This is a genomic window from Rhodococcus sp. ZPP, from assembly GCF_017656075.1.
Lineage (GTDB): Bacteria > Actinomycetota > Actinomycetes > Mycobacteriales > Mycobacteriaceae > Rhodococcus_F > Rhodococcus_F oxybenzonivorans.
The window spans coordinates 2,061,408-2,085,349 of the sequence record NZ_CP058638.1; the positions used below are offsets into that span (position 1 = coordinate 2,061,408).

At 63.5% G+C, this 23,942-nt stretch carries 26 protein-coding genes, 4 tRNA genes and 2 pseudogenes; 16 read left to right on the forward strand and 16 right to left on the reverse strand.

Annotated elements, in window-relative coordinates; translation table 11 throughout:
- Nucleotide 1: 1 nt before the first annotated feature.
- The 3 genes from HYG77_RS09770 to HYG77_RS09780 are packed head-to-tail and all read right to left on the reverse strand — an operon-like array spanning nucleotide 2 to nucleotide 2,857.
- Nucleotides 2-1,249, reverse strand: coding sequence for an acyl-CoA dehydrogenase family protein (locus HYG77_RS09770; RefSeq protein ID WP_208962534.1), 1,248 nt, complete (start codon nucleotides 1,247-1,249; stop codon nucleotides 2-4).
- Nucleotides 1,227-2,042 (reverse strand): enoyl-CoA hydratase-related protein, encoded by an 816-nt coding sequence (locus HYG77_RS09775; protein ID WP_208962535.1) that lies wholly within the window; start codon nucleotides 2,040-2,042, stop codon nucleotides 1,227-1,229. The genes HYG77_RS09770 and HYG77_RS09775 overlap by 23 nt, the downstream gene beginning before the upstream one ends.
- Nucleotides 2,039-2,857: an SDR family oxidoreductase gene (locus tag HYG77_RS09780; RefSeq protein WP_208962536.1), complete on the reverse strand. Its 819-nt coding sequence runs from the start codon at nucleotides 2,855-2,857 to the stop codon at nucleotides 2,039-2,041. Before HYG77_RS09780 ends, HYG77_RS09775 begins: the two co-directional genes overlap by 4 nt.
- 219 nt (nucleotides 2,858-3,076) lie before the next feature.
- Between HYG77_RS09780 and HYG77_RS40940 the strand changes: the two are divergent.
- Nucleotides 3,077-3,300 (forward strand): annotated as a pseudogene (locus HYG77_RS40940) (acyl-CoA dehydrogenase family protein); the annotation flags it as partial.
- A gap of 89 nt (nucleotides 3,301-3,389) precedes the next feature.
- Here the strand turns inward: HYG77_RS40940 and HYG77_RS09785 are convergent.
- The 5 genes from HYG77_RS09785 to HYG77_RS09805 all read right to left on the reverse strand — a co-directional run bounded on the left by HYG77_RS09785 (nucleotide 3,390) and on the right by HYG77_RS09805 (nucleotide 5,386).
- Nucleotides 3,390-4,043: a TetR family transcriptional regulator gene (locus HYG77_RS09785; protein WP_159919768.1), complete on the reverse strand. Its 654-nt coding sequence runs from the start codon at nucleotides 4,041-4,043 to the stop codon at nucleotides 3,390-3,392.
- Nucleotides 4,044-4,231: 188 nt separating this feature from the next.
- A tRNA-Phe gene (locus HYG77_RS09790) sits at nucleotides 4,232-4,308 on the reverse strand.
- A gap of 66 nt (nucleotides 4,309-4,374) precedes the next feature.
- Nucleotides 4,375-4,448 (reverse strand) — tRNA-Asp (locus HYG77_RS09795).
- A gap of 110 nt (nucleotides 4,449-4,558) precedes the next feature.
- Nucleotides 4,559-4,631 (reverse strand) — tRNA-Glu (locus tag HYG77_RS09800).
- A gap of 98 nt (nucleotides 4,632-4,729) precedes the next feature.
- Nucleotides 4,730-5,386 (reverse strand): TetR/AcrR family transcriptional regulator, encoded by a 657-nt coding sequence (locus tag HYG77_RS09805; RefSeq protein WP_208962537.1) that lies wholly within the window; start codon nucleotides 5,384-5,386, stop codon nucleotides 4,730-4,732.
- A 317-nt stretch (nucleotides 5,387-5,703) separates the two neighbouring features.
- Here HYG77_RS09805 and HYG77_RS09810 point away from each other — a divergent pair.
- Nucleotides 5,704-5,779, forward strand: a tRNA-Lys gene (locus HYG77_RS09810).
- A 212-nt stretch (nucleotides 5,780-5,991) separates the two neighbouring features.
- Here HYG77_RS09810 and HYG77_RS09815 read toward each other — a convergent pair.
- Together HYG77_RS09815 and HYG77_RS09820 are read right to left on the reverse strand one after the other, a co-directional pair.
- Nucleotides 5,992-7,152 (reverse strand): annotated as a pseudogene (locus HYG77_RS09815) (site-specific integrase); the annotation flags it as partial.
- The gene (locus HYG77_RS09820; protein ID WP_208962538.1) at nucleotides 7,149-7,790 is read right to left on the reverse strand and encodes a DNA-binding protein; all 642 of its coding nucleotides are present in this window, start codon (nucleotides 7,788-7,790) and stop codon (nucleotides 7,149-7,151) included. The gene HYG77_RS09820 and the pseudogene HYG77_RS09815, both read right to left, overlap by 4 nt.
- 353 nt (nucleotides 7,791-8,143) lie before the next feature.
- Between HYG77_RS09820 and HYG77_RS09825 the strand changes: the two genes are divergently transcribed.
- From HYG77_RS09825 to HYG77_RS09860, 8 genes are all read left to right on the forward strand, one after another.
- The gene (locus tag HYG77_RS09825; RefSeq protein ID WP_208962539.1) at nucleotides 8,144-8,668 is read left to right on the forward strand and encodes a hypothetical protein; all 525 of its coding nucleotides are present in this window, start codon (nucleotides 8,144-8,146) and stop codon (nucleotides 8,666-8,668) included.
- Between the two features lie 5 nt (nucleotides 8,669-8,673).
- The gene (locus tag HYG77_RS09830) at nucleotides 8,674-9,519 is read left to right on the forward strand and encodes a hypothetical protein (RefSeq protein WP_208962540.1); all 846 of its coding nucleotides are present in this window, start codon (nucleotides 8,674-8,676) and stop codon (nucleotides 9,517-9,519) included.
- A gap of 241 nt (nucleotides 9,520-9,760) precedes the next feature.
- Nucleotides 9,761-10,021: a hypothetical protein gene (locus HYG77_RS09835; RefSeq protein WP_208962541.1), complete on the forward strand. Its 261-nt coding sequence runs from the start codon at nucleotides 9,761-9,763 to the stop codon at nucleotides 10,019-10,021.
- A gap of 61 nt (nucleotides 10,022-10,082) precedes the next feature.
- A complete protein-coding gene (locus tag HYG77_RS09840; RefSeq protein WP_208962542.1) occupies nucleotides 10,083-10,628 on the forward strand; it encodes a helix-turn-helix domain-containing protein in 546 nt (181 codons plus the stop codon).
- Nucleotides 10,629-10,736: 108 nt separating this feature from the next.
- Nucleotides 10,737-11,051 carry a hypothetical protein gene (locus tag HYG77_RS09845; RefSeq protein ID WP_208962543.1) on the forward strand — a complete coding sequence of 105 codons (315 nt, stop codon included), beginning with the start codon at nucleotides 10,737-10,739 and terminating at the stop codon, nucleotides 11,049-11,051.
- A 15-nt stretch (nucleotides 11,052-11,066) separates the two neighbouring features.
- Entirely contained in the window at nucleotides 11,067-11,318 is a 252-nt protein-coding gene (locus HYG77_RS09850; protein WP_208962544.1) for a hypothetical protein, read from the forward strand.
- A 5-nt stretch (nucleotides 11,319-11,323) separates the two neighbouring features.
- Nucleotides 11,324-12,073, forward strand: a complete 750-nt coding sequence (locus tag HYG77_RS09855) for a hypothetical protein (protein ID WP_208962545.1) — start codon at nucleotides 11,324-11,326, stop codon at nucleotides 12,071-12,073.
- A gap of 60 nt (nucleotides 12,074-12,133) precedes the next feature.
- Complete coding sequence (locus HYG77_RS09860; protein ID WP_208962546.1) at nucleotides 12,134-14,821, forward strand: sialate O-acetylesterase; 2,688 nt, start codon at nucleotides 12,134-12,136, stop codon at nucleotides 14,819-14,821.
- A gap of 172 nt (nucleotides 14,822-14,993) precedes the next feature.
- Here HYG77_RS09860 and HYG77_RS09865 read toward each other — a convergent pair whose 3' ends face one another.
- Complete coding sequence (locus tag HYG77_RS09865) at nucleotides 14,994-15,338, reverse strand: hypothetical protein (protein ID WP_208962547.1); 345 nt, start codon at nucleotides 15,336-15,338, stop codon at nucleotides 14,994-14,996.
- A 178-nt stretch (nucleotides 15,339-15,516) separates the two neighbouring features.
- On the opposite strand from HYG77_RS09865, the gene HYG77_RS09870 reads away from it, so the two are divergent.
- Both HYG77_RS09870 and HYG77_RS09875 read left to right on the forward strand, forming a co-directional pair.
- Nucleotides 15,517-16,047, forward strand: a complete 531-nt coding sequence (locus HYG77_RS09870) for a DUF2510 domain-containing protein (protein WP_208962548.1) — start codon at nucleotides 15,517-15,519, stop codon at nucleotides 16,045-16,047.
- A 32-nt stretch (nucleotides 16,048-16,079) separates the two neighbouring features.
- On the forward strand, nucleotides 16,080-16,502 hold the full coding sequence (locus HYG77_RS09875) for a hypothetical protein (RefSeq protein WP_208962549.1): 423 nt from the start codon (nucleotides 16,080-16,082) through the stop codon (nucleotides 16,500-16,502).
- A 319-nt stretch (nucleotides 16,503-16,821) separates the two neighbouring features.
- On the opposite strand, the gene HYG77_RS09880 is transcribed toward HYG77_RS09875, so the two are convergent.
- The 4 genes from HYG77_RS09880 to HYG77_RS09895 all read right to left on the reverse strand — a co-directional run bounded on the left by HYG77_RS09880 (nucleotide 16,822) and on the right by HYG77_RS09895 (nucleotide 18,892).
- Nucleotides 16,822-17,379, reverse strand: coding sequence for a hypothetical protein (locus tag HYG77_RS09880; protein ID WP_208962550.1), 558 nt, complete (start codon nucleotides 17,377-17,379; stop codon nucleotides 16,822-16,824).
- A gap of 10 nt (nucleotides 17,380-17,389) precedes the next feature.
- Nucleotides 17,390-17,623, reverse strand: coding sequence for a hypothetical protein (locus tag HYG77_RS09885; protein ID WP_244373573.1), 234 nt, complete (start codon nucleotides 17,621-17,623; stop codon nucleotides 17,390-17,392).
- A 70-nt stretch (nucleotides 17,624-17,693) separates the two neighbouring features.
- Nucleotides 17,694-18,008, reverse strand: coding sequence for a hypothetical protein (locus HYG77_RS09890; RefSeq protein ID WP_208962551.1), 315 nt, complete (start codon nucleotides 18,006-18,008; stop codon nucleotides 17,694-17,696).
- A gap of 299 nt (nucleotides 18,009-18,307) precedes the next feature.
- The gene (locus HYG77_RS09895) at nucleotides 18,308-18,892 is read right to left on the reverse strand and encodes a TetR family transcriptional regulator (RefSeq protein ID WP_208962552.1); all 585 of its coding nucleotides are present in this window, start codon (nucleotides 18,890-18,892) and stop codon (nucleotides 18,308-18,310) included.
- 127 nt (nucleotides 18,893-19,019) lie between these two features.
- On the opposite strand from HYG77_RS09895, the gene HYG77_RS09900 reads away from it, so the two are divergent.
- A complete protein-coding gene (locus HYG77_RS09900; RefSeq protein ID WP_109327269.1) occupies nucleotides 19,020-19,493 on the forward strand; it encodes a DUF4334 domain-containing protein in 474 nt (157 codons plus the stop codon).
- Nucleotides 19,494-19,541: 48 nt separating this feature from the next.
- A complete protein-coding gene (locus HYG77_RS09905) occupies nucleotides 19,542-20,630 on the forward strand; it encodes an NAD(P)-dependent alcohol dehydrogenase (RefSeq protein ID WP_208962553.1) in 1,089 nt (362 codons plus the stop codon).
- A 10-nt stretch (nucleotides 20,631-20,640) separates the two neighbouring features.
- Here the strand turns inward: HYG77_RS09905 and HYG77_RS09910 are convergent, their stop codons facing one another.
- A complete protein-coding gene (locus tag HYG77_RS09910; protein WP_208962554.1) occupies nucleotides 20,641-21,225 on the reverse strand; it encodes a hypothetical protein in 585 nt (194 codons plus the stop codon).
- A gap of 484 nt (nucleotides 21,226-21,709) precedes the next feature.
- Here HYG77_RS09910 and HYG77_RS09915 point away from each other — a divergent pair, with 484 nt between their 5' ends.
- Both HYG77_RS09915 and dusB read left to right on the forward strand, forming a co-directional pair.
- The gene (locus HYG77_RS09915) at nucleotides 21,710-22,666 is read left to right on the forward strand and encodes an acyl-ACP desaturase (RefSeq protein WP_208962555.1); all 957 of its coding nucleotides are present in this window, start codon (nucleotides 21,710-21,712) and stop codon (nucleotides 22,664-22,666) included.
- A 78-nt stretch (nucleotides 22,667-22,744) separates the two neighbouring features.
- Nucleotides 22,745-23,887 carry a tRNA dihydrouridine synthase DusB gene (gene dusB, locus HYG77_RS09920; RefSeq protein WP_109327263.1) on the forward strand — a complete coding sequence of 381 codons (1,143 nt, stop codon included), beginning with the start codon at nucleotides 22,745-22,747 and terminating at the stop codon, nucleotides 23,885-23,887.
- Nucleotides 23,888-23,942: the final 55 nt, after the last annotated feature.

The following is a 23,942-nucleotide window of genomic DNA, read 5'->3' on the forward strand; positions in this document are numbered from 1 at the left end:
CTCAGCTCACCGTAACCTTGTGGCCGTTGGTCGAGGGCGCAACATTCCGGTACCGGCGCAGTTCCTGCTTGGCGATGGACCGCTTGTGAACCTCGTCGGGACCGTCCGCCAGGCGCAGCGTGCGCAAGTGCGCCCAGGCCATGGCAAGCGGGAAGTCGTCGGTCACCCCGGCGCCGCCGTGCACCTGGATAGCCCGATCTACGATCTTCAACGCAATATTCGGGGCCGCCACCTTGATCGCCGCGATTTCCATGCGCGCCTCCTTGTTCCCGACGGTGTCCATCAGATATGCCGCCTTCAGCGTGAGCAACCGAATCATCTCGATCTCGATCCGGGCCTCGGCGATCCAGTCCTGGATATTGGCGTTCTCGCTGACCGGTTTCCTGAACGTCACCCGCGACGACGCCCGCCGGCACATCAGCTCGAGCGCCCGCTCGGCCATCCCGATCGCCCGCATGCAGTGGTGAATGCGGCCCGGACCCAGCCGGGCCTGAGAGATCGCGAAACCCTCGCCCTCACCTTTCAGCACATCCTTGGCCGGAACCCGCACGTCGGCAAAGTCGATTTCCGCGTGCCCCTCGCGGTCCTGATATCCGAACACCGGCAGACCCCGCATCACCGTGACACCGGGGGCATCGATCGGGACCACCATCATCGACTGCTGACGATGCGGCGCCGCCGACGGATCGGTCTTCCCCATCACGATCATTACCTTGCAGTTGCGATGCAACGCATTGGACGCGAACCACTTCCGACCGTTGAGCACATACTCGTCGCCGTCGCGGACCATCGACAGCTCGACATTGGTAGCATCGGAACTCGCCACCGCCGGCTCCGTCATCGCGAACGCGGACGCCATCGTCCCGTCGAGAAGCGGCTTCAGATACTTCTCCTTGTGCTCCTCGGTACCGAAGAGCTCGAGCACTTCCATGTTCCCGGTGTCCGGGGCGTTGCAGTTGCACGCCTCCGAGGCGATGTGGCTGCGGCCCATGATCTCCGCCAACGGCGCGTACTCGAGATTCGTCAACCCGGGTCCGGAGTCGGGGTGCGGGTGGAAGAGGTTCCACAACCCGCGGCTACGGGCTTCAACCTTCAGCTCTTCGAGGATCGGTGGCTGGAAGTGCGGATCACCCGATTCGCGCATCTGCTCTTCGTACACCGCCTCCGCGGGATACACGTGGGAGTCCATGAACTCCAGCAGATCGGCCTGGTACTTCTTCGCGCGGTCAGAGATGTCGAACAGGGACACGGGAACTCCTCGTAGGTAGGGAGGGAAAGGTGGGTGTGCGCTTGTCGAGGTGGCTCTGCACGCCCTCGACGAGGTCTTCACCTCGGAAGGCGTCGAACATCAGACCTTCCGCGCGGGACACGGAGTCGGCGTAGGTGCCGTCCGCATCGGTCTGTAGTTGTTGTTTGATCACGGCCATCGAGGTCGGTGAGCACTGCGTGGCCAGCTGCTGGGCGTACGCCACCGCCGCGGCGAGCACGTTTCCGTCGACGATCAGGTGATCGATCAGCCCGATACGCAACGCTTCCTCTGCGTCGACCATCCGACTCGACAGCAGCAGATCCGCGGCGCGGCTTCGTCCGACCAACCGTGGCAGCATCCACGAGATGCCGTATTCGGCGATCAGCCCACGCTGAGCGAAGGCGGTGGTGAAACGCGCAGCCGGTGAAGCGAACCGGACATCGCAATAGAGCGCCTCGACCATGCCGAGCCCTGCCGCGACGCCGTTGACCGCACCGATGAGCGGCTTGCGGAGCTGCAGCGGCACGTCACGCGGCCGACGATCCAGCAGCTCGGTGACATCACCCACCGCCTGCAGGTCCGTCAGGTCGGCACCGGCACAGAACCCGCGGCCGGCACCCGTCACGACGACAGCACGCACGTGCGGGTCGTCTTCGGCGGCGTCGAGCAGGTCGAAATAGCGGTCCTCGAGTTCGTTCGTCCAGGCGTTGAGTTTCGACGGCCGGTTGAACGTCAGAACCAGCACAGGTCCGCGGCGCTCGGCGAGCAGGAAATCCTGTTGCGCACCCGTCATGCGTGTTCCAGCAGCGAGCTCTGGTAGCGGCGCATCCCGCGCAGCCAGCGGTCGTAGTCGGAACTCTTCTGCCGGTACATGGTGAGGACGCTCTCGTGGGGCAAAATCAGGAACGTTTCGCGGTCGACGGCGTCCAGCACAATGTCGGCGACCTCCGCCGGCTGCAGCACGTCCCCCGCAGAGATCACGGCCCGGGTGGCCGCAATGCCGAGCGGATCCCCCGAGTCCTCACCCGAGCGCATCAACTTCGTCTCCACTCCCATCGGGCACAGGCAGCTCACCCGGACTCCTCGGTCTCCGTACGTCACCGACAGCCATTCGGCGAACGCGACAGCCGCATGCTTGGTGACCGAGTAGGTGGCGGAGCCGATCTGGGTAAGCAAGCCCGCCGCAGACGCCGTCGTAACGAAGTAGCCCTCGCCGCGCTCGACCCATCCGGGCACCAACTGCTGGGCGGCGCGGATGTGGGCGCGGACGTTGACGTCGAAGGCTCGATCCCAGCTGGCGTCGTCGGCGTCGAGGCCCGGCGCTCCCCCGATGCCGGCGTTGGCGAAGTAGAGGTCGACCGGACCCAATTCGGTCTCTGCCCGCTCGATGACGCGCCGAATCTGCTCGGAATCTGCTATATCCGCACCTTCCGCGAGAGCCGATCCGGAGTGCCGTTCATTGATGCGGTCCGCAACCGCGGTGGCTGCTTTCGGGTCGAGATCGGCCACGAGTACCCGCGCACCCTGTTCGGCGAGACGTTCGGCGATCGCTCCGCCGATCCCGTTTCCACCGCCGGTCACGATGGCGACCTTCCGTGCAACCTTCACGAGGCTCCCTCTCCTTCGCCGTGCATTGTGACTCGCGTCGCTTTTTGTATAGTCGAATCTGGCGTCAAGTTCAAGTGCAATGCTCACAATTTTGACGCACTAGTTGTCGTTCTCTACCGCAGCGGTGAATGGCTACGACGGAAGGGACGGCGGTCTCGTACAGTCAGCCATCACCGCCAAGGCTCCTGTGCATTCGAAGTCGCGCTGCGAGCGCGGACGCTGCGAGGCGGTCTACATCGCCGGTCGCCCGGGCCGAGCAGGTCGTTCCGGGATTTGGTACGCGAGTTCGTCAACTGTCATCTGGTGCCCAACGAGGAGAAGTTCATCGAGCAGCGCTACATCGACGCGAGATCTGGCTCGAGGCCGACGCCAACGGCCACCTAGGCTTGGAGGTCCCCGAACAGTACGGCGGCAGCGCCGCTCATGACTACCGGTTCAATGCCCGAGCTTCGCGCGTGTGCAGCGGTGCCTGCAGGGGGTCGCCGACGTGCACATCCGTCAGCGACAGTCGTTGTCGGGAGTAGTCCGACCTTCAGCCGCCCAGTCGCCGGAACACGAGGCGGACAGCAAGAGTGAGGTGCGACATGACCTCGTCCACCGAGATGCGGCCGGCCACCCACGACACCAGGCTCGACATCCAGACGTCACCGATCACGCGTATCGCGTTCAACTGGTCGTCCGAGATCTTCTCGACACCGATGGTTTTGGCGAACATCTCCGTCATCAGCGCGCCGAAGGCATCGAGTTCAGCCGATGCCGACGCGTCGGCGAACATGAACGCCCGAACCAGCGCCTCGTACCGCGGTCGGTCCTTCTCCAGCACTTCCGTGTTCTTGCGGAGAACGAACAGAATCCGTTCGGACGGCGTGTCGCCGGGAATCACGACGTCCTCGAAGCGGGCGCGCATTCCCTCGAACACCATGAGGAGTCCCATGACGAGCATGTGATTCTTCGAGGGAAAATACCGATATACCGTGCCGAGGGCGACCCCGGCCCGATCTGCGATCGCCCGCATCTGCACGGCGTCGTAGCCACCCTCGGACGCGAGTTCCATGGCCGCCGCGACGATGCGCTGATAACGCTCCCGTTGCGGTGCCTTCGCTGCCCGTGAGGGGAGTTGTCCGTGACGCAGCAACGACAACAGCCCGTCGCGGCCCGCGGTCAACGGCTCTTCAGCAGTGCTCATGGGGTCAGCCTAGCGAGTCGCCAGGGCCTCCCCGGTGGCGGTTGCCCGGCAACCCGGACAGCACGGAACACTTCCTCGCCGCGGCGTACAGAGCCACCGGTCCTACCGAAGATCGTCGAAAGTAGCGTCGTCGTGCGGCGCCGGAATGAAAAAACTCCGCTGTCGATGATCCGACAACGGAGTGTGCTTGGTGGCCAGGGCCGGGATCGAACCGGCGACCTTCCGCTTTTCAGGCGGACGCTCGTACCAACTGAGCTACCTGGCCGGACGGCACCCGAACCGAATGCCTATCGCATTGCGTATCCGATACCGGGTATCGGATACGCATCTGCGACCCTGACGGGACTCGAACCCGCGACCTCCGCCGTGACAGGGCGGCGCGCTAACCAACTGCGCCACAGGGCCTTGCTTGTCCTGCTGCGCTTCACAAGTGAAGCGATACTGCATGTCACTTTTACTGCTGTCCTACTTTTACTGCTGCCGAACCATACCGCATGCTCGACACCGGTCAAACGTACCCCCTACGGGATTCGAACCCGCGCTACCGCCTTGAAAGGGCGGCGTCCTAGGCCGCTAGACGAAGGGGGCCCGTCGGATTTCTCCGAACCAGTACCTCAACGGCGTTCCGTTGGGAGCTTGGATAGCTTAGGACACGGATCGAGAAAATCCCAAATCGCCAGGTCAAACTATGATTCGGGCAGTTCTGACCGACATTCGGGCCATCCCTGCCTGGCAAACTTCTCGTGCCATTGCTCGGATGCCATCGCAGCAAGGACCACCTCGAGCGATTCCTCGAAGAGGTCGGCCAGGTCGCCCCTCAGTTCCGTCAGATCCGCCATGTACCTCTGACCGGCCAACGAGGCCGCCAGCACCCGGGTGAACTTCTCCGTGTCGACACCCTCCCGCAGCAGCCCTTCTTTCTGCGCGCGCAGGGCGAACTGGCGAGCGGTGGCGCCCCACACCTGCGAACCACCGGATTGCACGTCCGCGTAGAACTCGGGCTCGATGATGAGCCGGAATTCGGCCTGCACGATCACATTGGTGCGGAACAGCTCGGCCAGATCGACGACGAGGCAGTGCAGCGCCTCGAAGGGGTCCAGGTCGTTGCGACGCGTCCAGCGTTCCGTCAGGGCGGTGAACTGCTCGACCCCAGCCTGCAGAACAGCTCGGGCGAGTTCTTCCTTGGATTGGAAGTGGAAGTACATCGCCCCCTTGGTGGCGTTCGAGCCCTCGAGAATCGTGTTCACCGACGCAGCGGCGTAACCGCGCTTGGCGAATTCGATCGCGGCCGACTCCACCAGTGCAGCGCGAGTACGTCGCGCACGCTCCTGTTGACGTGCCATGGCGGTAGATCCCTCTCCGGCTGTTCCGGGCTCCGACGTCCAGGACGCGAAGTCTCACATAACAGTATGCCCGTTTCGAAAAAACCGACACAACAGTCTGTCCGCCATGAAAAGTACCGCCTGAGCCGACCCCAGGATTTTTATGGGGCAGTAAACAGACCTCTGCCAAAAACACACCGAGTGGTATAATTTGGGTCGGCTCGGGTGCGCTGCAGGGGGTGCGCACCCGAGCCCACCCGTCGGTTCGAGACAGGTGACGGCGTGTCGGGGGGTCCAGTTCTCACCCCGGCCGTCCGCGCACTAGACTCTGGCTCCGCGCCCCTATAGCTCAGTTGGTAGAGCTACGGACTTTTAATCCGCAGGTCGTAGGTTCGAGCCCTACTGGGGGCACCATCCTCACCAGGAACTTCCTGGTCAGGGAGTGCGATAAAGAGGTTCGGATTGGCGGGAGTGGTCACCGAGTGGTCACGCCCGCCTTTCTGCTCTCTGGTGACGCGAGGAACGAGACCGGCCGCAGCCTCCGCCGCTTTGGAGTCCACGCCCGCCAAAAGGTGGCTGTAGGTGTCCGCGGTGATGGCGATCGATGAGTGCCCGAGCCGCTTGGACACGATCGTCAGGTCGACGCCGGCCGCCAGCAACAGTGACGCCTGGCCGTGCCGCAGATCGTGCAGGCGGATTCCACGGACGCCCGCGGCCTTCGTCAGCTTGTTGAACTGATCCGTGACGTGCTGCGGCGGGTACGGGGTGCCGTTCTCCCGCGCAAACACCAGCCCGTGGTCGGAGTACGCGCTCCCCCACTCATTGCGTTCGGAGTCCTGGGCGAAGCGGTGTGCGAGGAGAACGCCCGCGGTGTGCTGGTCGATGCCGACAACGCGGTCTTCACCGCTCGCCGTCTTGGGCTTGCCGAACTGGAACTGACGGTGCTCGCCTTTGCAGTACTCACAGACGACACCGGTGCCGTCAATCTCGACGAGCTGCTGCCGCACGATGATGGTGTTCGCCTTCAAGTCGACGTCGTCCCATCGAAGCCCACAGGCTTCCCCCCGACGCAGCCCGGTCATGGCCATGACCTCGAACAGGGTGCCGAGTCGGTCTGTGGTGGCGTGGTCGAGGAACTGGCCAAGCTCGGCAGCCTCCCACGGCTTCACCTTCGGACGCGCAGCCCGCGGCAACTCCAGGTTCTCGGCGGCGTTGAACGCCACAAGGTGCTTCCGGCGTGCGGATGTGAGCGCCGAGCGCAGGGTGGCATGGATGCGCCGCACTGTGGCCGGCTTCAACGTCTTGGGGTTACGGCGCGCACCCTTCGCGATCTTCTCGCCTGCCTTCGGCGCCGTTGGTGGCTTTGCGATGTCGCGGAGGAATTTCTCGACGTGAGTGGCGCGGAGGTCACCCAGGCGGATCCGTCCGAGGTGCGGGATCAGGTACGTGTTGACGTGCTGTTCGTATGACCGGAGGGTGGTCGGTCGGATACCGGCGTCTCGCTTGGCCTCGATCCAGCCCTTCAGATAGTCGGCGACGGTCAGCCTGTCGTCATGCGCGATCTGCCCGGTGCCGACATTGTGGAGGAACGTCGACAGCGCGGCCTGCGCCTCATCGCTGGACCGGAATCCCGACTTGCGGACCTGCCGGCGCTTCCCCGTCGCCGGGTCGATCCCCATGTCTGCGACGAACACCCAGGAGCCGTGCGCTTTCTTGCACGCCTTCCGCCTGCCCTTCGCGTCGTACTCCACCGGGCACTTGCACCGCTTCGATACAGAACCCTTCATCGTGCGCCTTCCTGGATTCGCTTGATCTGAGCATTCACCGCGTCCAGTTCCCGCAGCGCCGATTCGAGCAGGATCTTGGCCGCCGCTTCGCTCTGCTCGATTTCCGCTGGAGATCGAGGCGGGAGCAAGGGGTCGATCTTCTCCCTATGGCGGGTTACGACAACGTGCGCTTCATAGGTGCGTACATCCTCCTCCAGCTGGTGCCGCCGGCGAGCCAACGAAACGAGACGGTTGCTATCCACACCGATGTTGAGACTTCCCCACTTGGAGGCATGCTCAGGATGATCGATCGGAACGAACGCAAGTTCCCCGGACATCCAGAGCAGGGCCTTCGTCGAATCGGTCTCTAACCCGGGCCACAGCTCGACGGGTGCGTCTGGCAGTTCAGGCAACAGCAGTTCGACTGGAGATACGTCTAGCGCGGCCGCGAGGACGATTAACTCAGACACTTCCAGGTGGCCGGCGCGCTTTCCCGAGTCGAGTCGGGCGATGACCTGAGGTGAGAGCGGGAACCCAAGCTCAGCGGTCCGCTCGGACAACCATTTGGCAGATCGCTTACCCCGCAGCGCCTTTGCAGTCGCTCCGACTCGTTTGACGATTTGTTCGGCCCACCGGTCAGACTCATCATTTGTCGCCACGCGATGAGACTACGTCGAACTCTGGCGCTCTGTAAAGAATCAGTGCTACGGTTGTCGCACGGCGAGTAGAAGAAGTAGCTATTCGTCACTGGACGACAAATCAATGGAGGCGACGAAATGCCCATAACGAGCACGAAGGGGATTACCGATGAGCTTCTCAGCGCGGGCCCCACGGTCCCGCTCTGGCCGACCGCTGGCCAAGCACTGGGAATCAGCCGGAGCCATGCCTACACGCTCGCCAGAAGCGGTCAGTTTCCGGTGAAGGTACTCAAGCTCGGCGCGAGCTACCGGTGCATCACAGCGGATCTACTCAGCCTACTTGGCATCGAGAGTTAAGAGAGGAAGTTGGCCGCGTGAATCAAAACCACAACTCCATAACAGAGAACACCCCCGGCAAGGTGCTGGAACACCTATGCGCCGAGGGCATCCACCAATTCGCCCCTGCACGAGGAGAACTGAATATGGATATCTTTGCACGACAGATCATCTCACGCAACACCGCCGTCTCCCGGAAGCTGTTCCCCGAGGCGGCGACCACGCCCATAGCTGGGGATCTGGCTGACACCCTCGGCATCCGCACTGAGGATCCACACGGGGTTGTTACCACCCGCATCAGCGGCGGGCGGGCGGAAACAAACGTTGGGCAACTGGTCAGCCTCGACGGGATCATCTACGTGTTCCCCCGCCACGACCTCACCACTCGCCAGGCCGGCTACTTGGCTGCGGCTGCCGAAGACGCCTTCTACTGCGAAGCGAATGCCGAGTCCGGCTGGGTGCCTGTCGTTCTCGGGAATGAACTCGGATGGGCGACGACCATCATCGTGTCGAAGAAGGTCAAGTGCAGCGGCGTGCGGGCCCTCAATCGCAGGGAGGGCTAACGCCGATGACTGATTCGATGCGCTTCGTGTGGCGGAAGTTGGTGGTCCGCGACCCGGACCTCTCTGATGCCACGCGGCGTGTCCTCCTCGAACTGGAGTCGTACACCAACCCTGACGGCACCAATGGACGCCCGGGTATCAAGAGGATCGCCGAGGCTCTTGCGACTCCGAACGATAAGCACGTGTCCGAGCGCACCGTTCGTCGCGCTCTGGAGAACGGTGTCGAGCGCGGGTTCATCTTTCTCGATGAGCCCGCGCCTCGGGGCCGCGGTAACAGGCGAGCGGATGTGTACCGGTTGACGTTCCCTGCCTTCTCTGTCGGCGAGGAAATAGCGGACACCCAGATGTCCACTATTCCAACCGAAAAGGTGGACACCCAGATGTCCACCAATACGGACCTAAATAGTGGACACGACAGCGTTATTAGTGGACATCCAGACACTTATTACCGGACACCTGGATGTCCACCCACCAGTTCATCTTCACCAGATCAACTTTCACCAGGAGAGCACTCCCCTTACGTAAGTAACGCGGGCGCGGGCGAAAGCGGCGAGTACACCCCCTTCCCCTTCGAAGCACTCTTCCCGAAGAACACCGGGGGAAGAACGGCCAAGCCCTCAGTCATCGACGCTGAGGTTGTCGAGATGCGGCCGCGGCAGCCGGTGGTCGATGAGACGCCGACGCCAATGCAGCTGCTCCGAAATGCGGTGGGCCCGATGAGCGCCGATGAGATGGCCGTCGCCGAGTCCATGTTCGCCGAGGAATCGACGAGAACCTTCTACCCCGTCGCCGCCGAGATAACCAAAATGCGGAGTTCCCGACGCCGACCAGGACGGCGGCAAACCTCATGACCACCCAACCACACCAGGAACACCCCGAAAACCGCTCAGAGACGCACACAGACACCAGAAACGAGGCACCCATGCCCGACCGCTACGGCGAAAAGCCCGAAACGAGCACGCATACCCGCCTCCCCCACGACCCCAGATGCCGAAGCGGATGGCTCGGACAAGACCTCGACGGCCACCCCATCCCCTGCATCCAATGCAAACCCCACCTCGCCCGACGCAACCACCTCACCGGAGGAACAGCATGAAAGACACCTTCCCCGCAGCAATTGGCCTCGCAGCCATCGCAGCCGGCATCAACGACGCCGACGAAACCGCACTCGTCCAGGCCGTCAGCGAACTCGATCCCGAGCAACTTCGGCCCATGATCTTCGCCCAAGCCCACCTCGCCGCCATGCTCACCCGCGAAATCGCCAACGCACACGAACTCCCCGGAGAACACCCCGAAATCCTCGCCAACGTCGCACAACGACTCCCAGAACACCGAAAGACAAAGACGCAATGAAGAGGCGCGGTGGCGCAATGTTCCCCGCGTGCGCGCACGCGAGACCGTATGGAGGCCCAACATGGTCGCACCCAAGCTGAGTGACGAGGACGCAGCGAAGATCCGTGAGGGTCACATACTAGGTAAGTCACTGAACTCGATTGCCCGCGAGCTGGGCGTCAATCCGTCGACGGTGAGCCGGTGGGCCAAGAAAGAGGGTCTGCTCTGGACTGGGGTGCCGGCGGCCGCGGACGTCGTGCGTGAGCGCTTGGCGTTCAACCGGATGCGGCTGTCTGAGGCGGCACTCGCGGATGCCCTGGCGCTTCGGGAGCGGATGTGGAGTGAGCACGAGGTAATCGTGAACACACCGGCAGGGCCCGAGCGGATGTCTCAGGATTTGCCGGATGCGAAGGCCACGGCCGACTTCGCGAAGGCCATCGAACGGTTGGCGAAGTCGCACGCCGTGATGGCCGAGTTCACGTCCACATCCTCGGTTGACCACTCCAAGTCGATGCTGATGCAGATGCAGACGGCTCTGGAGAAGTACGCCGCTGAGTACGAAGCGGAGGCTGCGGCCGAGAACGGTAGCGAACTACCCGAGGTCGGTGACCGTGACCAGACCGCGTGACCACGGCGTGACCACATATCCCCCGACCTGCGCGAATGCACCGCCCATCGGAGAACAAATCCGCAGGTTCAAACCCAAACCCACGCAACAACGTCCGAGGAGGACACCATGAGCGACAACCCCACACAGGGCCACCCCGCCCTCGACACCCACTACGACGAGACCACCGGTGACTTCGTCATGCGCGGCGGTTCACGCCTGACCCCCCAAGGATTCCTGATCGACCCCTACGGTGAACGCCGCGACGGCAGCATCCAACACCGGATTCGCTCGTCAGACGGGGCCATCGTCCGGGCAATCCCGGTGCAGGACGGCGCCGACCCGCGGCCCCTTCCCCCGCTGGTGCCCACCGGCTCGGGCTGGCCCACGCCCCCCGAGGGCTTCGGCTGGCCGAACCTCGACAACCCCAACTGGAACGACTAGAGCAGGAGAAGACCCATGGCGCTGTACAACGACGGACTCCCCTACACAGACGGTGAACTTCCCGCTGGATGGCCGAACCCCATCCAGCTAGGCACCAAGGTCCAGGACGCATCCATCACCCCTGAGGCCGCAGAAATACTGCCGCCCACCAACGCCGGCATCGATGACCCGCACGGGCCCACCGTCGTTGCCATCGAGGTCGACGACCCGCGCCGGCTCGCAGCCATCAAAGCGCACCGCACCGCTACCACCGACGAGGAGAACTGAGCACAATGAGCACGCTGAAGGATTTGCAGAAGAAGGCACGGAGCCTCCAGCAGGAGCGGGAACAGCTCTTGGCCCAGCGCCGCGCCGACGCCGCGGGTGATCCGATGATGACACCCACCGAACGCGCTGCCTACGTCGCGAACTGGCGCAAGGAGTACGACAAGGTGTTCGGGCCCAAGTTCGCGGAGGTCAAGAGTGAAGTTGCCGCATACGCGAGGGACACGAAAGCGAAGGCAGCGAATGCGCGGCCGCAGTTCGATCCGAACTCACCGACCGACCTTGTGCGTACCGAGCAGGCGTGGCGCAACGTCGTCCTCCCCCAGCTGGAGAAGGGACGGACCCTCCAGGCAGCGTTACGAAACGCTGACGCCGATGCCGTGCTCGGTGCGGAACGGTTTGCACCGGCTTGGTTGCAGGCCAACAGTCCGGGCCAGAGTAGTGGTGTCGCCGGAATGGAGGCGGGGTTCCACGCGAACGCCCATAACAGTGGCGGCAAGGTCACCCTCGAAGACCGGACGGTTGATACCTCTGCGGTGGGGCGTGCCGTCGCTGCACGCTTCGCGGAGCTGGCTGAGCCCGCAGGAGCAGCAGCGATCACCGAGGCCGCCACGATCGACGACGTCGTGCCGGCGTTCGAGCGGTTCGTCGACGTCATCGACACCGGCCAGGGCAACCCCATGGAATCCACGATCGGTCTTCACATGGCGATGAGCCAGAACGTCGCGGCCGACGAAGACTCCGACGACGAATCCTGATCTACCCCAGTGTGGCCCCCACCGATTGGCGGGGGCCACACGGAAGGAACGAACCACAACATGACCACTATCGCAGACAAGTTCACAGACGGAACGGGCGCCGGAGACAAGGCCACGCTGAAGTTCTGGCCCCCCGACCTGCGCGACAACGCCGCATCCAACGCCATGGTGACGAAGAAAGTCATCACTGTCCCTGTGGCCGCAGATGGCACATTCTCGGTTGTGTTGGACCCAGGGCACTGGCAAGGGAAGCTCAAATCTTCACTGCAACACGGCACCCTGGCCGACGAGTTCGACATCATCGTTCCGGACAGTGTCGATGACGAACGCCTTTTCCCCCTCATCGAGACCTACACGCCGGCCCCTGCGCCGGTGGTGAATGAGGCCCGTCAGTGGGCTGAGGCTGCGGAGGCTTCGGCGGCCACAGCTGAGGGGTTGTCCACCGCCCAGGACGAAGCAATCGCGGCGAAGTTGGCGGACCCGGACTCGGAAACCAGGACGACCGCTAACAGTATTTATGCCCCCGTCGACCTGGCGGTGAACCCGCACGATGTCGGCTACGACGTGTGGGCGGTGCTGGGCCAGTCGAACACCGGATCTGGCGTCGGCCTGGACGTGACGTACATCGACACCACCGATGGGCGAATCGACCAGTACGCGAACAGTTCGAGCTCCACCTACTTCGGGAAGATCGTCAAGGGTGTCGACCCGCTGATGCATCAGGGCGGCCTTGGTGGTGTCGGCTTCGCGATGACGTTCGCGAAGAATTACCTCGGCGCGGTCCCACCGAACAGGCGAGTCCTGTTGGTCCCGTGTGGTCGTGGTTCTACCGGCTTCGCCCCCAGCGGCGGCTTCACCTGGGACCCCGCGGACACGACCACCAGCGTCAACCTGTTCAATCTCGCGGTGCAGCAGATCAGCTCGGCGCTGGCCGCGGCTGGTCCGAATGCCCGCCTGGTGGGCGTCCTGTGGCACCAAGGCGAGAACGACTCCGGGGACACCACGGTCGCCAATGCCTACGCGGGACACTTCGACACGCTGATCGACACGATTCGGACCCTGTTCGGCAAGCCTGACCTGCCGTTCATCCTCGGGCAGATGACACCGGACCGTATGGCCGAACACGTGGCTGCGCTGGGTTCGGCGTCGGGATACCCGATCGTCAACGCCGCGCACATCGACACCCCTCGGCGCAAGGCGCGGACCGCTTTCGCCTACGGTCCGGCTGGCTACTACAACGCCGAGAACGAGAAGATTCACTACAACGCAGCTGGTCAACGCATCCTCGGTCGCCGGTATTTCGATGCCTACCTGCTCGCACTGGGCAACGTGCTGGGCACCGATCCCGTTTCGCCGGGTGCCGTCACGGTCACCCAGACGAGTCCGACCGCAGCGTCTATTTCGTGGGTTCGCACTCCCGGCCGGGTCACTGATTACCTGGTCGAGTACAAGGTCGGCGCTGGCGCGTGGACGACTCTGACCCGCGCTCAGTCGATCGACAACACGGCCACCCTGACCGGGCTGCCTGGTGTGTCGACGGTTCAGGTTCGGGTGTCGTCGATCAACGAGCAGGGCACCTCTTCGCCCAGCCCAGTGGGATCAGTGACCCTCGTGGCGCTTCCCGCACAGGTGACCGGGCTGACCGCTGGCACGGCAACCCCGTCCTCGCAGCCGCTCTCGTGGTCCGCAGTGTCTGGGGCTGCCAGCTACAAGGTGGAGTACAAGCCGAACGGGACAACGACCTGGCTCACGGCCGCGACCGTCACTGGCGTCAGTCACACGGTTACCGGCTTGTCGGCTGCCGCACCGTACGACTACCGGGTGTCGGCGATCAATGCGGCCGGCACCGGGACACCGAGCACCGCGCTCGCCAACGTCTCGACGGCACCGCCTGTGGCGCTTCTGACCGATGTGGGCGTATCTGCCTTCACCGCGTACGGCACCCGCAAGCTGTCCAGCTCTTACAGTGGCTCGGCATTGAAGGTTCGTCGGTCCTCGGACAACACGACCCAGGACATTGGGTTTACTGCCGGTGGCGATCTGGACACCACCGCACTGCTGGCGTTCGCCGGTTCCGACAGTGCATACGTCGACACGCTCTACGACCAGTCGGGTAACGCCCGGAATCTGGTGCAGGCTACGGCGGCGAATCAGCCCGTACTGGTGGAGTCCGGTGTCGTGGTGACCAAGAACGGCAAGCCGGGTATCAAGTTCGTCGGCTCCGCACAGAACACACTCCAGGGTGCGTTCGCCGGACTGTACGCGGCAGGCGCGGCGTCGGTACTGGGTGTCGACACGATCGCCTCGACTGCCGCGTCGATGGCCGCGTACTCGGAAGGCGGCAGTGCGGCAGGGAAGAACGCCCGCTACACCACACTGTGGTGGTCCGGCGCTGGCGCTCCGGTCCTGAACATCACCGATGACACCGATGTCACGATGAAGCAGGTAGTGGGTACCGCGCTCACGCAGAACGGGACGCTGCATCAGGTGTCCACGGTCGACACGGGCACGCAGATCAGCCTGTACGCGAATGGGGCACTGAGCGGAACCCAGCAGACGTACACCCGTGCGGGCACGCTGACCATCGCCCGCACCTGCATGGGAGGCATCGTCTACTCGAACGGCGTGACCGCGATCGCCCCGTTCACGGGCATCGTCTCCGAGGTTGTGTCCTTCACGTCAGCGCTCACGGACACGCAACGGCAGGCGGGACAGGCGAACCAGAAGGGTTACTTCGTCACCCCGTAGCCCCCGCCAATAAACCCACAAAGGGCGTTCGGACGGGGTGTGACCACGATGTGACCACACCCCGTCCGAACAGGAGAAATGACCCGTCCATCGGACACTCGATCCGCAGGTCCGAGACAGACTGAGAATGGCTGGGGCCCCGCCGAACTGGCGGGCCCCAATCGGTTCGGCTCTACCGCAACGACTTCTCAAGGGAAGTGATGACTCTCCGAAGATCAACGACCGCTCGCCGAATTCCTTCTACATCTTGTCGGCGACCCGAACCGGCCGATACAACATCCCCGCGCAACGATTCGATGTAGGCGTCGACGTCGTCCCGGAACCACGCCAACGGGGAGTTGTGAGCGCCCCCAGGCTTTACAGCCTTCGAGAACAGGGGGTGCATGGGGTCTTCCACCCGCTTCCGGATGATCGTCTGCGGGCGCAGACAGAGGGCTTCTGCTACCTCCTTGAGGTCCATCAGCTTCGACTTCGCCCCCGAATCGGGGATATCGAATAGTCCTTCCATCGGTGGCATTCGCGGGCGATCCCTTCCATTTGGGTGACACAACCCTCGAACCGTATCCAACACCGAAAAACAAGTCTTGAGCAGGGCTTATGCGTGAGCGCACGCGATTACGTTGAGTCAACGCTCAGTGTCAGTCACGTGAATGACATTGGCGGACAGTGTCTCAACGGCCTGGTATGCATCTCACATGACATCAACGCCAGCCGGGTGGTATCCCGATCCCCAGCGAAGGGCGGTTGCGCGCTGGCACGATGGGCAGCAGTGGACGACGCATACGACCAACGCGCAGACGCCTCCTCCGCCACCAAGGCCGCCGTGGGGGTGGAAGCAATACACTATTCTCGCCGGCGTCCTGGTCGCGGCGCTGGGCGTCTATATCGGATACTCGGCAATCACCGGCCCCTCCGCCGAGGAACGCGCCGCGGCCGAACGGGCAAAGACCGACCAACAGGCCGCCGAGCAGGCCGTGTTCGATGCACGCTCGGCCGAATTACAGGCCAAGTCTGCCGCGGAGATTACCTGTGAAAAGCTGGTGACCAACCGGTTGAAGGCGCCCGCTACCGCAGACTTCACCGGCGTAACCACCTACAAGGACGGTGCCGGCGACTACATCACCAAGGGCGCAGTCGACTCAGAGAACACCTTCGGCGCGAACATCCGGACTACATTCCTGTGCATCACCCACAACGGCACGACCACCCTTGACCGCATCAACTAGACGCGCTTCATCGAAAGGGCCCTGGCAGAATCATGAATGGATGGATTGGCTTCGCTGCTTCCGCCTTGCCGTCATTGCTCGCGATCGGGGCTCGGTTCCTTTCCGATGGTCGTGATGAGTCGCATGTGCGCCGCATCAAGCGCTACACAGACCTGTTAGAGACGGTTCCAGAGGATGCCCGGGAGCCACTTGAGACGCTGACCAAGAACGAAGTGAAACTGTTCGCTGAGCGGCAAGCCAAGCGATCCTCACGGACGCTGAACGGGGTAGCCCTGTCCGGGCTCATCCTGATCGGAATCGTCACCGCTCTTCTGATCTGGGGATCGTCGTGGCTTGCCCTCAACGTGCATGGTGCGATTTGGGCCGTAACTGCGATCGTCGGTATCTTCGGTCTCGCGTTCATGATCGCTGGCGTTGGCCAGCTCTATAAGTACCCCGGCATGGATCCCGAATAGCTTCGTCCCGGTAGCTTCGTCCCGGCGCGGAGGAAAGCCGTCGCCGGGGGGCATCTTCTCGTCAGATCATCGCTGCCCTAGCCCCGCACCGCTGACGTACACCAAGGTCAACAGCTAGAGTCGGGAGATGACAAGTCAATGGCGGTTACTGGATGAGCGCTGCGCCTCATGCGGCGAGCGTCTTCGACAGAACTACGTAATCGTCAGTAACCATTTCGGGCAGTTTCCGAGTCGGGCTGACGACGGAGGCCCCTACTGTACAAACCCCGAGTGTCCAATGAGGCCAGAATCTCGGTAAGGCAGGCAACCGCCACGCGTTTTAGGTAGTGGACTCCAACGGCTGGTCATGCCACGAGCGGTGATCCTCGTGGACCTGCTTGCTCGCGTGTAGAATCGACGGCCAACCTTCCGTCGTCGGTACGGCACCCTCCACCACGCACCACTCGATTGCATCCTCAATCGTGTGACGGGCACAGGGATTGTGGGCGCCAGGCTTACGGTTGAAGTGGTAGTGCGGACGAGTCTCGTAGCTATTGCCCTGCGGATGCCAGTGCATCTGCCATTCCACGATCCCGTCGATCTTTAGCTGATATGCATACATCAGGGTGGTCACGCGGTAACGATCAGACCCAGTGCGCCGTTCAGGTTCAATCTCGACGATTCGAAATGCCTGCTCAGCTTCGAAGTACGCCGTCGACCCGTTTGTCATCCGCAGCTGGAGACCGTCCTCCGCACCGAGACGCCAGTACCCCTCGGCACCCACCTCGTACTTCTGCCCCTTGGCCAGAATGAGGGTCGGGTGACCCAAGACCGCCACGCAGTCGCGTATGGGATCGAGGTAGTTCTTGACAGCCTCGAACGGCTTTCGACCAGGCACCGATGGACTCCTACGAGCGGATCAACGGCAGCGCCATCGCGACTGCTCGGAGGCCGCCAACATCGTCCCAGTCTCGACCCTCGTATTCGCCGGCATCCCACCGCTCCAGGAACTCTGCCGCAGAGATTCCCATGTTCTTGCGTGTGATGCGATCGAAGAGCGCGTCGTACTCCTGATCGGACAGCTCGACGACACCGTCGATTGCTTCAGTAATCAGCGACATCACGACTCCAATCCGTTGCATCAGGTGTACCACTGCAGTCCGACAGTACCTGCTCGACTATTGACGGGGCGTGAGAATTAAGCCGCGGCGTTCACATCGCGATGAGCTCGACGAGCTCCAACACTTCGTCGAACGGAACTCGCCATGCGTCGCGTGTCGCTGCTCGCTTCGGAAGAGGCGGGCACTGAAGGACCAAGCCCACGCCCGGGGCGTGACCGTCCTCGAAGATCTCGATCTTCAGTATCTTCGCCTGGAAGTTGACGCCGTCCTGGTGGCAGCCGATGAATTTGCCGACATCGTCGAGAGTCAACTCCCTCGCTGTCACGCGCTTCATCGCGACGAGTCCTTCGGTGATGTCGCCACTAGCTACGACCTCCGTATGCCTAATTGGCTCCTCCACCACCATGACTACTTCCTCCGCTCGACAACGACACAGAGCATCGTACTTAGCGAGCGCGGAATATTGATGCTTCGTGGCTTCAATGTGGTCACAGACGACGCGTGTGACCACATCACCAGGCATCACCAGGTGGACAACGAACCGCCATCCACCTGGTAAAACAGCGCCTATCGATCACTGTGGATCATCAGGGATCACGTCGGGGTTCTGACTTTTAATCCGCAGGTCGTAGGTTCGAGCCCTACTGGGGGCACCACCACTCCCCTTACTCGGCGCCTTCGCCGGGTAAGGGGTCAGCGGCCCGTTCAGGGCTCGGAGCCCGGCACCGCGATCAGTCGCCGCACGGCCTCGACAGCTGTCTGTCTTCGTTCGCCGGCGCCGCGCTGGCCCGATCTTCCGCCGTGAAGCCCGAGACGTGTCGCCGCGAGCGTGCGCGCGATGTCGGTGATGACCAGCAGCAACTCAGCGGGGTTCCAAGACGGGTCGATGAACCCCGCCTCCTGTCCGCGACGAATCTCGGCGATCTTGGGCCGCAATGCGCGGATCCGCATGTCGTCCTCCTCGTCCAGCTCGCCCATCTCCAGATCGGCCCATTCCTGAAGTCTCGCGTTCTCGGGATGAGCCAGATAGTTGTCGAACAGTCGGCCGACGTACCCGGGCAGGTCGTCTCCGCGCAGCGCGGTCTCTTCGGTCGTTTCGACAATCCACTGGTGCGAGACCGCGTCGAAGAGCGCTTCCTTGCTGTCGAAGTAGGCGTACAACCGATCCTTGCTCGCCCGGGCTGCCGCCGCGATGCGATTGATCCGGGCCCCGGCCACTCCGTAGCGAGCGAACTCCTCCTTCGCCGCAGCGAGAATCCGTTCCCTCGTGGCTTCACCGGCTGAACGCATACGCATCATCCTAAGTTGACCGTTGCCGAACCGTTTGGTTCGGCGTAGGGTTCCGTTTCGGCGAACCAGATGGTTCGCGAACATCATTCCGAGCGCAGCATCCAGCGCTCTCTCCGGAGGACTGTCCATGGACATCGATGAGGCACGCAGCACCTTCAGCACACTCCGCCGGCTCGAGAGCGGCGTATCCCCCGACAACCTCGACGCAGTGTGGGCAGCGCTCGACCCGGTCCGCGCCGAAGAGATCCTCGGGCAGTGGAAAGGTGACGACTTCGCCACCGGACATCGCCTGCACGAGAAACTCGCCGCGAGCCGTTGGCACGGAAAGACGTTCAATTCGCTCGACGACGCGAAACCCCTGATCTGCCGCGACGCGGACGGAAACCTCTTCTCCGACATCGCGAGCGGAAACGGGGAGGCAAGCCTGTGGAACATCGAGTTCCGGGGTGAGGTGACCGCGACCATGGTCTACGACGGCGCGCCCATCTTCGATCACTTCAAACGGGTCGACGACACCACCTTGATGGGCATCATGAACGGCAAGTCCGCACTCGTCCTCGATGGTGGCAGGCATTACTACTTCGTTCTCGAAAGAGACTGACCCGGTGACGAATCGACGAGTCGCCCCCTCGACACCGAGGACGCTCCCATGCAGATGAAGGCCGCACTTTCCCGTGACCCTCGGTCGTCTTTCTCGCTCGAAACGGTCGAGCTCGATCGTGCGCGTCCCGACGAGGTGGTCGTGCGCATCGTTGCCACCGGGCTGTGCCACACCGACCTCATCGCCAAGTCGACGCTTCCCGCCGCGATGGGGCCGGCCGTCTTCGGGCACGAAGGCGCCGGAGTCGTCGAGGAGGTGGGCGCACTGGTGAAGGACATTTCACCGGGTGACCACGTGGTGCTCAGCTATCGGCACTGCGGCGCCTGCCGGCAGTGCCGCGGCGGGCATCCCGCCTATTGCGAACGCGCCCAACAGCTCAACAGTTCGGGACGCCGACCGGACGGATCGACGACGATCACCCAGAACGGTGGAGACGTGCGGGCCACCTTCTTCGGCCAGTCCAGCTTCGCCGAGTACGTGGTGGCGACGGCGGACAACGTGGTCGTGGTGGACAAGTCCGTGGATCTCACCCTTGCGGCGCCCTTCGGATGCGGTTTCCAGACGGGAGCGGGTGCAGTTCTGAATGTGCTTGCTCCGAATGACGATTCGACCATGGTGGTCTTCGGCGCCGGAAGCGTCGGATCCGCAGCCCTTCTCGCTGCCCGCGCGAGCGGGGTTGCGACGCTGTGCGCGGTAGACACCGTTCCTGCACGACGCGCCCTCGCGGAGGATTTCGGTGCCGTGGCCCTCGATCCGGCCACCCAGGACGTCGTCGCCGAGATTCGGGCACTGACCGGCGGCGGCGCCACCCATACGCTCGATACGACGGGAATTCCGGCGGTGATCGGCCAGGCCGTCTCGGCACTGCGGGAAAGGGGCACGGCCGTCGTGGTGGCACTAGGCGCACCCGACGTCACAGTGAACATCCAGGACGTGATGCGCAAGGGCAAAACTCTGCGAGGGTGCATCGAAGGTGACTCGTCGGTGCAGACCTTCATTCCGCGGCTCCTCGCCCTGCACGCGGAAGGGAAGTTCCCGGTCGACCGGCTCGTCACCCGTTACCCGTTCACAGACATCAATCGCGCCGTGGCCGATCAGACCTCCGGCAGCGTCGTCAAACCGGTACTGGTGTGGTGATCGGCAACCCTCAGCGTGCAGACGGCGCCTCACCGGGTCCCGTCGCCGGGCCCTTCGAATCGGCATCACGGAGCTCGGCGAGATCCTCGCCGCGCTTGCGATAGGTGTAGGTGAGCCCGATGACGCCGAGGAAGGCGACGACGCCGATGATCGCGCCCGCCAGAGACGCCCCCCGGAACCCGGGCGCGTCCACATCCATGATGCGTTCGCCCGCATGCGCCGCACTGTTCCCGCCGAGCACCACGCTGAGTGTCAGGAGATTGGGCAGCGCGACGATCACGGCGACAATCAGCATGATTACCTGCATCGGTCTGAATCGGCGCCGGCGGAACAATCGCCACGCTCCGCGGAACAGCAGGAGTGGAATGAGAGTGCACAGGAAGCCGAACAACAAGCCCCAGAGAATCCCGGCACCGAAGCTGCCGTCGGCCAGCCCACCGACGTTCTGCGCCCACGCCCGCGGAAGGTAGGCCGCCAGAATGAAATAGGCGATGACCAGGACTACCAGGACCGCAGCGACAGCAATAGCCTTCTTCGCCCAGGCGGGCAAGCCCGGCTTCGCTGGTGTGGTGGAACCGCTGATGTCTGCCGTCATCGTTCGTCCCCCTGCGTCGGCACAGTTGCCATGACCCGATTGTTGGCTGTGCCGGGGCCCAGCGCAACCACGTGCACTGCCGTCGTGAAGAAGCCTGTTTTCGTGGAGGAGCGTCACGGCGTGTCGGGACTCACATCACGGCACGACACACCGAAGAAATCGGACACGGAACGGTCAACGAGTGCACGGCCTACGACTCGGGCACGTAACGACGACCTCGGCAAACCCCGCAATCTGTGACCGCCCACAGTGCCAGGCCAGCCGACGTGATGATCTTTCCCGCATAACCGCGCAGGTCACTGCCCATCGGCGTCTCCCAGTACACTGTGTGTAACGGTCGGCCGTGTCGCGGCGACAGACCCCGGAGATTCGATTACGGATCGGTAACTTCCACGGTCTCCGGCGCACCGAAGGCGTTTACCGACGTACTTACGGTGCCGTAGGCTGAACGACAGTCACAGTGAGCTATATGGAGGCTAAACACATGGCGAGGGATCTGACCCAACTCGAGCTGCTGCACGAGCTGCTGCCGGTCGCAGAAGAGAACGTCAACCGCCACATCTCCATGGCCAAGGAATGGCATCCACACGACTACGTTCCGTGGGACGAAGGCCGCAACTTCGCTGCGATGGGCGGAATCGACTGGGATCCGGAGCAGTCACAGCTCGACGAGGTCGCCAAGGCCGCCATGATCACCAACCTGCTCACCGAGGACAACCTTCCCTCGTATCACCGTGAGATCGCCGAAAACTTCTCCCAGGACGGCGCGTGGGGCACGTGGGTCGGCCGCTGGACCGCCGAGGAGAACCGTCACGGCATCGTGATGCGCGACTACCTCGTCGTGACCCGCGCCGTCGACCCCGTCCAGCTCGAGCGCTTCCGCATGGAGCACATGACCAACGGCTTCGCCTCCCCCGCCGACGTCGATGCCGGCTTCCTCCACTCGGTGGCATATGTCACCTTCCAGGAGCTGGCCACCCGGGTGAGCCACCGCAACACCGGTAAAGCCTGCAAAGACCCCGTCGCCGACAAGATGCTGCAGCGCATCGCGGCCGACGAGAACCTGCACATGATCTTCTACCGCAACATGTGCGGTGCAGCCCTCGATCTCGCGCCCGACCAGGCACTCGAGGCCATCAACATGATCGTCCAGAACTTCCAGATGCCGGGCGCGGGAATGCCGAACTTCCGCCGCAACGGCGTGCTCATGGCCAAGCACGGCATCTACGATCTCCGGCAGCACCTCGAAGAGGTCGTCATGCCGGTCCTGCGCAAGTGGAACATCTTCGAGCGGTCCGACTTCACGGCCCGTGGCGAAGAAATCCGCGAGTCGCTCGGCGCCTTCCTCGAGAACCTCGAGGGCCAGGCCACCAAGTTCGAGGAGCAGCGCGACCGCATGCTTGCTCGCGAGGCCAAGAAGCGTGAGCAGAAGGCTTCGTAGCCGAAACAGCTATCCTGTGCCCGGTACCGGTTTCGGTGCCGGGCACGCTTTTTGTCAGTACTTTCCCAGAGGTCGTCAATGTCTACCCTTCGTATCGGTTCGCTCGAGCTGCGCAGCCCGGTGGTGCTCGCTCCCATGGCAGGCATCACCAACGTCGCGTTTCGCACGCTGTGCCGGGAACTCGAGACGGAGCGGGCGGGGAGCACGTCCGGCCTCTACGTCTGCGAGATGGTGACCGCCCGGGCACTCGTCGAACGGCAACCCGCAACTCTCCACATGACCACGTTCGGGCCGACGGAGACGCCGAGGTCGCTGCAGCTGTACACGGTCGATCCCGACACGACATACGCGGCGGCCAAGATGATCGTGGACGAGAACATGGCCGACCACATCGACATGAACTTCGGCTGCCCGGTACCCAAGGTGACACGCAAAGGTGGCGGCGCGGCCTTGCCGTACAAGCGCAACCTGTTCGGCCGGATCGTCGCCGCCGCCGTCAAGGCCACCGAGGGCACCGACATCCCGGTGACGGTCAAATTCCGTGTCGGCATCGACGCAGAACACCACACGCATCTCGACGCCGGCCGCATCGCCGCGGCCGAGGGCGCCGCCGCTGTCGCCTTGCACGCGCGCACCGCGTCCCAGCGGTACTCGGGTACGGCCGACTGGAACGAGATCGCGCGGCTCAAGGAACACGTCACGGACGTTCCGGTGCTCGGAAACGGTGACATCTTCGACGCCGGAGACGCGGCCCGCATGATGGACCAGACCGGGTGCGACGGCGTCGTCGTCGGCCGCGGATGCCTCGGCAGGCCGTGGCTGTTCGCCGAGCTGAGCGCCGCGTTGAACGGACTACCACTGCCGACGCCGCCCACCCTCGGTGAGGTCGCGACCATCATCCGGAGGCACGCTGAACTCCTCGCCGCTCACCACGGCGAAGACAAAGGCCTCCGGGAACTGCGCAAACACGTCTCCTGGTATCTGCGCGGATTCCCGGCCGGCTCCGATCTGCGCGTGGCCATGGCCCTCGTCAGCACCCTCACCGAACTCGACGGGCTCCTCGCCCAGCTCGATCCGTCGATCCCCTTCCCCAAGGACGCCGAGGGACCCCGGGGACGCCAGGGCTCGCCGGGAACCGTGGCCCTCCCCGAGGGCTGGCTCGACGATCCCGAGGACTGCCTGGTTCCGGCTGGAGCGGACATGATGCACTCGGGCGGTTAGGAGCAGGGGGCGAGTCGCATCGCTTCCCGAGTGGAGCGCCGACGTTCGATAAGTA

Bases quoted from the DNA above. Each gene is read 5' to 3' on its own strand.
- HYG77_RS09915 (WP_208962555.1), top strand. From the start codon at position 21,710: ATGGCGAGGGATCTGACCCAACTCGAGCTGCTGCACGAGCTGCTGCCG.
- HYG77_RS09775 (WP_208962535.1), bottom strand. From the start codon at position 2,042: ATGACGGGTGCGCAACAGGATTTCCTGCTCGCCGAGCGCCGCGGACCT.
- HYG77_RS09910 (WP_208962554.1), bottom strand. From the start codon at position 21,225: ATGACGGCAGACATCAGCGGTTCCACCACACCAGCGAAGCCGGGCTTG.
- HYG77_RS09835 (WP_208962541.1), top strand. From the start codon at position 9,761: ATGAAAGACACCTTCCCCGCAGCAATTGGCCTCGCAGCCATCGCAGCC.
- HYG77_RS09840 (WP_208962542.1), top strand. From the start codon at position 10,083: ATGGTCGCACCCAAGCTGAGTGACGAGGACGCAGCGAAGATCCGTGAG.
- HYG77_RS09905 (WP_208962553.1), top strand. From the start codon at position 19,542: ATGCAGATGAAGGCCGCACTTTCCCGTGACCCTCGGTCGTCTTTCTCG.
- HYG77_RS09845 (WP_208962543.1), top strand. From the start codon at position 10,737: ATGAGCGACAACCCCACACAGGGCCACCCCGCCCTCGACACCCACTAC.
- HYG77_RS09900 (WP_109327269.1), top strand. From the start codon at position 19,020: ATGGACATCGATGAGGCACGCAGCACCTTCAGCACACTCCGCCGGCTC.
- HYG77_RS09875 (WP_208962549.1), top strand. From the start codon at position 16,080: ATGAATGGATGGATTGGCTTCGCTGCTTCCGCCTTGCCGTCATTGCTC.
- dusB (WP_109327263.1), top strand. From the start codon at position 22,745: ATGTCTACCCTTCGTATCGGTTCGCTCGAGCTGCGCAGCCCGGTGGTG.
- HYG77_RS09855 (WP_208962545.1), top strand. From the start codon at position 11,324: ATGAGCACGCTGAAGGATTTGCAGAAGAAGGCACGGAGCCTCCAGCAG.
- HYG77_RS09785 (WP_159919768.1), bottom strand. From the start codon at position 4,043: ATGAGCACTGCTGAAGAGCCGTTGACCGCGGGCCGCGACGGGCTGTTG.
- HYG77_RS09865 (WP_208962547.1), bottom strand. From the start codon at position 15,338: ATGCCACCGATGGAAGGACTATTCGATATCCCCGATTCGGGGGCGAAG.
- HYG77_RS09805 (WP_208962537.1), bottom strand. From the start codon at position 5,386: ATGGCACGTCAACAGGAGCGTGCGCGACGTACTCGCGCTGCACTGGTG.
- HYG77_RS09870 (WP_208962548.1), top strand. From the start codon at position 15,517: ATGACATCAACGCCAGCCGGGTGGTATCCCGATCCCCAGCGAAGGGCG.
- HYG77_RS09850 (WP_208962544.1), top strand. From the start codon at position 11,067: ATGGCGCTGTACAACGACGGACTCCCCTACACAGACGGTGAACTTCCC.
- HYG77_RS09860 (WP_208962546.1), top strand. From the start codon at position 12,134: ATGACCACTATCGCAGACAAGTTCACAGACGGAACGGGCGCCGGAGAC.
- HYG77_RS09830 (WP_208962540.1), top strand. From the start codon at position 8,674: ATGACTGATTCGATGCGCTTCGTGTGGCGGAAGTTGGTGGTCCGCGAC.
- HYG77_RS09890 (WP_208962551.1), bottom strand. From the start codon at position 18,008: ATGGTGGTGGAGGAGCCAATTAGGCATACGGAGGTCGTAGCTAGTGGC.
- HYG77_RS09885 (WP_244373573.1), bottom strand. From the start codon at position 17,623: ATGCAACGGATTGGAGTCGTGATGTCGCTGATTACTGAAGCAATCGAC.
- HYG77_RS09895 (WP_208962552.1), bottom strand. From the start codon at position 18,892: ATGCGTTCAGCCGGTGAAGCCACGAGGGAACGGATTCTCGCTGCGGCG.